Annotated in this window: 8 protein-coding genes; all 8 read left to right on the plus strand. The window is 27.4% G+C overall.

The window, feature by feature from the left end; genetic code table 11:
* The first annotated feature begins 135 nt into the window (after positions 1–135).
* Positions 136–816 (plus strand): response regulator transcription factor, encoded by a 681-nt coding sequence (locus J7G74_RS00025; protein WP_297130089.1) that lies wholly within the window; start codon positions 136–138, stop codon positions 814–816.
* Entirely contained in the window at positions 788–2044 is a 1257-nt protein-coding gene (locus tag J7G74_RS00030; protein WP_297130094.1) for a HAMP domain-containing sensor histidine kinase, read from the plus strand. Before J7G74_RS00025 ends, J7G74_RS00030 begins: the two co-directional genes overlap by 29 nt.
* A 60-nt stretch (positions 2045–2104) precedes the next feature.
* Positions 2105–2359 (plus strand): hypothetical protein, encoded by a 255-nt coding sequence (locus J7G74_RS00035; RefSeq protein WP_297130096.1) that lies wholly within the window; start codon positions 2105–2107, stop codon positions 2357–2359.
* A 204-nt stretch (positions 2360–2563) separates the two neighbouring features.
* The gene (locus tag J7G74_RS00040; RefSeq protein WP_297130098.1) at positions 2564–3103 is read left to right on the plus strand and encodes a TIGR04002 family protein; all 540 of its coding nucleotides are present in this window, start codon (positions 2564–2566) and stop codon (positions 3101–3103) included.
* 24 nt (positions 3104–3127) lie between these two features.
* The gene (locus J7G74_RS00045; RefSeq protein WP_297130100.1) at positions 3128–3724 is read left to right on the plus strand and encodes a TIGR04100 family radical SAM protein; all 597 of its coding nucleotides are present in this window, start codon (positions 3128–3130) and stop codon (positions 3722–3724) included.
* A gap of 268 nt (positions 3725–3992) precedes the next feature.
* On the plus strand, positions 3993–5369 hold the full coding sequence (locus J7G74_RS00050; protein WP_297130103.1) for an NCS2 family permease: 1377 nt from the start codon (positions 3993–3995) through the stop codon (positions 5367–5369).
* A 322-nt stretch (positions 5370–5691) separates the two neighbouring features.
* Positions 5692–5868: a hypothetical protein gene (locus J7G74_RS00055; protein WP_297130106.1), complete on the plus strand. Its 177-nt coding sequence runs from the start codon at positions 5692–5694 to the stop codon at positions 5866–5868.
* A 300-nt stretch (positions 5869–6168) separates the two neighbouring features.
* Positions 6169–7070, plus strand: a 902-nt coding sequence (locus tag J7G74_RS00060; protein WP_297130109.1) for a peptidase U32 family protein, incomplete at its 3' end; no start/stop codon positions are given.

Below are 7070 nucleotides of genomic sequence, written 5' to 3' on the forward strand. Positions count from 1 at the left end.
ATTAAGATGTTTATATTTGTAGATATTTAAATAATCAAATATAATATATTTTATAATAAAGTTCATTATAAATTCACATATATGTAGTAATATAAAGGTAAAAAGAAATTTTTGAAGAAAAATAGGAGTGATTAAATGGATACATCAATCTTAGTTATAGAAGATGATTCAAATATACAAGAACTTATAGTAGAGTTTTTAAAAGCAGAAGGATATAATGTTGATTATGCAAGTGATGGTCTAGAAGGTATCCAAAGTTTTAAAAAAAAGGAATACGACTTAATATTACTAGATGTAATGATGCCAAACATTGATGGTTTTTCAGTTTGTAAAATGATAAGACAAACTTCTAATGTACCAATTATATTTTTAACAGCTTTAAATGAAGAAAGTGATGAATTAAAAGGATTTAATTTAGAATGTGATGATTATATTACCAAGCCTTTTTCATTTAGTTTGTTAATGCAAAGGGTAAAAGCAGTACTTAGAAGAGGTAAAAATAATGTAAATAGTAATGTATTAGGTTTTGATAAATTAAAATTGGACTTAAATACATATTCTTTAGAACTTGATGATAGGCATATAGAATTAACTTTAAAAGAATTTAATATTTTAAAGACACTAATAGAAAAATATCCTCAAGTGATAACTAGAGAAAGTTTATTAGATTCTATATGGGGATATGATTATTATGGTGACACTAGAATTGTAGATGCTCACATAAAAAATATTAGGAAAAAGATAAGTTTACCATATATAAAAACAGTTAAAGGGATAGGATACACACTTGAAAAAGATATCGAAGTTTTGGAATAACTTAAATATTAAATATAAACTATTTACAATAACTTCAGGACTTCTTTTATTTTTAGCTTTCATAATCTATTTAACTTTGTACTTTTTTATGCCAGCATATTATCATCAATATAAAATAAAATCTTTACAAGATAGTGTAGAATCAATAGTTGAAGATTCCAGGTTTTATGATTTAGAAGAACTTCAAGGAAGGCTATATTTTTTAGGGAAAAAACAAAATGTTGCTATAATTCTAACTGATAATAGAGGGTATATTGTTTTTGGAAAGAATCAGCAACATATAACTAATAAGTACAACAAAGATATACCTTCCTATAATCAAACTAAAGAATATAATATAAAGGCTATAATCAATCTAAAAGATAATAATGAAACCTATCACTTAGAAATTGCTATGCCTCTCCAGCCAATTGATGAAGCTAATACAGTGCTAAGAAATATAATGCCTTTGATAATAGTTTCTGCATTTTTGATAGCCTTATTGGGAGCATATATTTATTCAAATACTATAACGAAGCCTTTAATTGAGATTATTAATAAAGAGAGAGAAGAAGAAAAAAAGAGAAAAGAATTTATAGCTACAATTTCCCATGAGCTTAAAACTCCTATTACAATAATAAGTGGTCAACTTGAGGGGATGATATATAATGTGGGAAAATATAAAGATAGAGAAACTTACTTAAAAAAATCTTATGAAGCAACACAAGAGCTAAAGTTCTTAGTAAATGAAATGATGGAAATATCTAAAAGAGAAATATTGGAAAAAGATCTTTTAATTGAAAGTATAGATTTTACACATTTATTAAATACATTATTAAATAGACAAAATTTCTTGTTAGAAGAAAAAAAGCTTGAACTAAGTTGTAAAATTGAAAAAAATCTAGTTATAAAAGCGGATAAGGATAAAATAACAAAAGCTTTAAATAACTTAATAAATAATGCAATAAAATATTCTCCTGAAAATGAGAAAATAATAATTAAAGCTTACAAATCTAAAACTACTAAAAGAATTATTTTTGATATTGAAAACACAGGTGTTACTATTGAAAATAAATATTTAAAAGAAATTTTTAACCCTTTTTATAGAATTGAAAAATCAAGGAATAGAAAAACTGGTGGAAGTGGATTGGGACTTTATATAGTAAGTGAAATTTTAAAAAGTCATAATCTACAATACAAGATGGAAAGTAAAAAAAATTCAGTCTCTTTTATAATTTATTTTTCGTAAATAATTTTCATAAATAAGTAGAAAATAATCCTAAGAATAAATTTAGGAGGAATAATCAAAATGAAAAGTATGAAAGAAGAAATGAAAGATTTAAAAGATGACGTTATGAAAGGTATGGATATAGTAAGTAATGGTGTTAAGCATATGGCTGGTGGAATAGGTCATGCTGCTGAAAAAGTAGGACATGTTATGAAGCATACAGCTGAAGATTTAAAAGATGATGTCAAAGACATGGCTATAGATGCAGGACAAATAGCAGGAGATATGAAAGATAGAATGGAAGAATCAAAACTTACAAAAAATATGAAAAAATAAATGAAAAAAGAAGAGAAATAGAATAGAAAGGCCTACATTTTAAGTAGGTCTTTTTAATTTATATCTGATTTTTATTAATATACGAGTAGAATGAAGGTTAATTGTACTGATACAATGCTATTATATTTTAACAATGAATGATTATTTACATAATTTGTACTATAATTATAAACAAATAAATGAAGACTAGAGGAGGAGAAAACTATGGAAAATGCTAAAAAAGAAAAGTCTAATATTTCATTTAAGACAAGAACATTAGTTAGTTCTGCTTTATTTGCAGCACTTATTTGTTTGACAACAGCATACTTTTTACGTATTCCAGTGGGGGGAAATGGTGGATTTATGCATGTTGGTGATACTTTTATATACTTAGCAGCTGTATTACTACCTACACCTTATGCAGCTTTTGCAGCAGCTATTGGTGCAGGATTTGCTGATATCTTATCTGGTGCTGCTCATTGGGTATGGGCTACTATAATTATAAAACCCATATTGGTATTATTTTTTACAAATAAAAGTGAAAAAATTATTAATACTAGAAATGTTTTAGCAGGAATTATAGCAGGAATAGTAGGAACTGTATTATATATGATAGCAGATGGAATTATGATGGGAAATATTTTAGCAGGTTTTATAATGACTTTAGTAGGATTAGTACAGCCTGTAGGAAGTTTTATACTATTTATAACAATAGGTGTAGTTTTTGATAAACTAAAAATAAAAGAGATTATAAAAAATAAATAATGATATTATTTTGGGAGGATAGATATGACAATACTATATCCAATAGGAGATAGCCTTTATGTTAATATTACAAATCAATGTCCATGTAGATGTGTATTTTGTATAAGAATGGAAACAGATCATGTGGGGAATAGTGGAAGTTTATGGTTAGATCATGAACCTAGTATTGAAGAAGTAAAGGAAGAGTTTAAAAAGTTTAACATAGATGATTATAAAGAGATAGTATTTTGTGGATATGGAGAACCTTTAGTTAGGTTAAATGAAATTATAGAAATATCTAATTTTATAAAGAGTATATCAAATATAAAAATAAGAATAAACACAAATGGTTTAGCTGATTTGATTCATAATAAAGATACAGCTGTTCTTTTAAAAGATAGTATTGATGCCGTATCAATAAGTTTAAATGCTCCAGATAAAAAAAGATACTATGAAGTGACTAGACCAAAATTTGGTGAAAAATCTTTTGATGCATTATTAAAATTTGCTAGCCAGTGTAAAAAGTATCTAAAAGATGTTAGTTTTTCAGTAGTAGATGAAATAAGTGATGAAGAGATTGACAATGCAAAAAAATTAGCCAAAGATATGGATATACCTCTTAGAGTGAGACATAAACAATAATTATAAAAAGAGCTTATTAATTTTAATAGGTTCTTTTTTTTATGACTAAAATGTATAATTTAAGCATATTATTTAAAAAATATTACGAATAAAAATTAAAATGATGAAAAAATAATTCGTATCTATTGACAATGGATAACAAATATCTTAAAATTAAATTCGTCAGGTGGTATTTTATAGAATGTATTAAAGAAATAAAATTGAAATAAAATACTTATTAGGAATTATTAATTAAACTATTTATTTTATTATGGAGGGGTGTTTATTTATGCAGATAACACAAAATGAATCAATTACAATGCAAAAATTGTTCCCTATATTAGAGAACAAAAATGTAAACATGAAAAAAGAAATAATGGCTGGGGTTACAACATTTTTAACAATGGCATACATAATTGCTGTTAACCCAAGTATATTATCAGAAGCAGGAATGCCAGCAGGAGCATTAGTAACAGGAACTTGTTTAGCTGCTGCTATAGGATGTTTTCTTATGGGTATATTATCAAATTTACCATTTGCACTAGCTTCAGGTATGGGGCTTAATGCTTACTTTGCCTATACAGTGGTTATAGGTATGGGAGTTAGTTGGGAAATAGCTTTAACAGCAGTATTTTTTGAGGGTATAATATTTATAATTTTATCTTTATTCAAAGTTCGTGAAGCAGTTGTTAATGCAATACCAAAAAATATGAAGTTAGCAGTTTCAGGTGGTATTGGTTTCTTCATAGCAATAATAGGATTTATAAATTCTGGTTTAGTGGTGAACAATGACTCAACATTAATTTCAATGGGTCACTTTACTCCAGCAGTTATAGTGACTTTAATAGGTGTGGTTATAATAGCTGCTTTATCTAAGAAAAATGTAAAGGGTTCTATATTGATAGGAATAGTAGTTTCTTCTGTATTAGCTTGGGGATATGCATTACTAGATCCAGCAAAAGCAGCAGAATTAGGAATATACTTGCCAAGTGGAGTATTTAAATTTGAAAGTATAGCTCCAATTGCAGGAAAACTAGATTTTTCTTATGCTTTAAATCCAGCCAATTTAGCTAACTTTTTATTAGTTGTTTGTACGTTCTTATTCGTAGATTTCTTTGACACAGTGGGAACTATAGTTGGTGTTTGCTCTAAAGCTAATATGATAGACGAGGATGGTAATGTTCCTAATGTTGGTAGAGCTCTACTTGCAGACGCTTTTGCAACTACAATAGGAGCAGGTCTTGGGGTATCAACAGTTACTACTTATGTTGAAAGCTCAACAGGCGTTTTAGAAGGTGGTAGAACGGGATATACTGCTATAACAACAGGAGTATTATTCTTAGTAGCAATGTTCTTATCTCCAATATTTATAGCAATACCTTCTTGTGCAACTGCACCAGCTTTAATATATGTTGGTTATTTAATGTTAACTTCAGTTAAAGATATAGATTTTGATGATATAACTGAAGGTGTGCCAGCATTTATAACAATAGGATGTATGGCATTTACTTACTCAATAGGTGATGGTTTAACTCTTGGAGTTTTATCATATGTTGTAATTAATTTATTATATAATTTAATTGTGCCAAAAGAAGAAAGAAAAAAAGTTTCAGTAGTAATGATTATTTTAGCAATCTTATTTGTGCTAAAGTTAATGTTATTATAAATTTATTTAATTAACTTTTTAATACAAAGTCTTGTAGTTGTCAAATATAAATATTTCTTAGGAAAATAAATAAAGATATATACACTTGAATTAATGGGTATTACTAACTATTTTATAGCAGTGATACCCATTAATTATGGAACATAGTTGCGTATACAACTAAAACACAGCGAAAATGTATATTGAATAATAGTTAGTTCTATGTTCCAAGCTTTAGGAAAGGGAAGATTAAGTTTAATTGTTTCAGTATTTAAGGTAGCTTGTAGTATTACTTACAGTGGCTTATTTATTATTTGAGCCTGATAATTTAAACTTTGTATAGTTGGCATTTCTGATTGCAGAATTATCTTCTGTAGTATTAAGCTTTGCTGGATTTAGATATGTTTATAAAAAAGAAATAAAACCGCTGGAGTTAGATGTAAATCAATCTCAGGAAAAGATGAAATTATACTATAAAGATAGACAGCTAGATAAGAACATAGAAAAAATAAGTCTATAATGGAATTTATTACAAAAAACTAGAAAACAAGGAGTGCCTCGATATGAAATCATAAGTGGCAACTCCTTTTTTGTATTAAATAAACTTAAAAATTAATTAAGTATATATTTTTATGGAGAAACTATATAAAGTATTTTTCTAAAAATCATATTTAAAAAGTAAAAATAATTTAAAACTTGAATATTGTGGTATAATAAGTATGGAAAAGTTCAAATAGAACATATTTAAAAAATGTTGATTTAATAATTAATATTTAATTAATCGTATATAAGAAAAGGAAATATGATAGAAGGAGACAATATGAGAAAGGTAGAATTATTAGCCCCCGCTGGGGATTTAGAAAAATTAAAAATTGCATTTACTTATGGAGCTGATGCAGTCTATATAGGTGGAGAAATATTTGGAATGAGATCAGCTGCTAAAAATTTTACTAAAGAAAATATGATAGAAGGTGTAGAGTTTGCTCACGAAAGAGGAAAAAAAGTATTTGTTACTTGTAATATAATTCCAAGAAGTGAAGACTTAGAAATCCTTAGAGACTATTTACTAGAGCTTCAAGAAATAGGTGTTGATGCTGTAATAGTTTCAGATCCAGGAACTTTTAAAGTAGTTAAAGAAACTATACCTAATATGGAAATACACATAAGTACTCAAGCAAGTACAACAAATCATATAGCTGCAAATTTCTGGTATAACCAAGGTGCGCAAAGAATAGTTACAGCTAGAGAGTTATCTTTTGCCGAGACTAAAGAAATTAGAGAGCATGTACCAGCAGATATGGATATAGAAGCATTTGTACATGGTGCTATGTGTATGTCATATTCAGGAAAATGTACAATTAGTAATTATACAACAGGAAGAGATGCTAATAAAGGTTCTTGTGCTCAATCTTGTAGATGGAAATATACACTGATGGAAGAAAAAGATGGTGAATACACTCCGGTTATAGAAGATATAGATCCAGAGTTCTTCTTTAATACAAAAGATTTATGTATGATAGAATATATACCACAAATTTTTGAAAGTGGTATAACATCTTTAAAAATAGAAGGTAGAATGAAAACAGCATACTATGTTGCCACTACTGTTAGAGCATATAGAATGGCTATAGATGCTTACTACGAAGATCCAGAAACCTGGAAGTTCAATCCTATGTGGTTAGAAAAACTTAAAAAAGGAAGTCACAGAGACTATTCAACAGG

This window comes from Terrisporobacter sp., from assembly GCF_017888745.1.
Classification (GTDB): Bacteria; Bacillota; Clostridia; order Peptostreptococcales; family Peptostreptococcaceae; genus Terrisporobacter.